The organism is Variovorax sp. 05L425 (genome assembly GCF_056397705.1).
Genome location: NZ_JBFTNY010000076.1, coordinates 1 through 707 on the forward strand (window position 1 = coordinate 1; position 707 = coordinate 707).

1 protein-coding gene is annotated in these 707 nt (G+C 61.5%); it reads left to right on the forward strand.

All coding sequences use genetic code 11. The features are described from left to right. Positions 1–12: 12 nt before the first annotated feature. On the forward strand, positions 13–707 hold a 695-nt coding region (locus AC1DN9_RS30040), incomplete at its 3' end, for a TrbL/VirB6 family protein (protein WP_478106018.1).

The window sequence follows — 707 nt, forward strand, 5'->3', positions numbered from 1 at the left end:
GGCCGCTGACCCATGCCCATCACAGATGCCAGCAATTTCGTCTTCTTCCAGCTGATCAACGACTACCTCCGCGACGAGATCAATACCTTCCAGTGGAACCTGCTGACGAGCATGGCGCAGTTCGTCGGCGCGATCGGGCTGATTCTGCTGACGGTGTGGATCCTGTTCCAGGGATACCGCATCGTCACCGGCCGAACGCAACAGCCCATGATGGCGTTGGTGGGCGATGCGCTCAAGGCCACGCTCATCATCGGCATCGCCACCGGCGCGGCCAGCGTGTCCTCTTCTCTGTACTGGACGCTCACTGACGGTACCGCCRGYGCSATTACATCCYTGGTCTCGCAGGACTCCGACAGCCCCTACCAGAGCATCGACAAGAACCTCGCCTACATGCAGCGCATGCTCTCGGCGATCGATACGCTGGCGAGCGGCGGTGATCCCTCCGTGGACAGCGCCAAGGAGCGCGCCAAGTGGTTCTCAGGCATCGGCATTGCCGGGCCGGGCTTGGTCAGCGGGTCGATTCTGCTGCTCAACAAGATCGCGATTGCGCTGTTCGTCGGGTTCGGGCCGCTGTTCATCATCTGCCTGCTGTTCGAGCAGACGAAGTCGCTGTTCAGCAAGTGGCTGTTCTACGGCATCGGCACGGTGTTTTCGCTGGCGGTGCTCAGCTTCATGGTGGGTCTCGCGAACAACGTGATCCGGTCGGT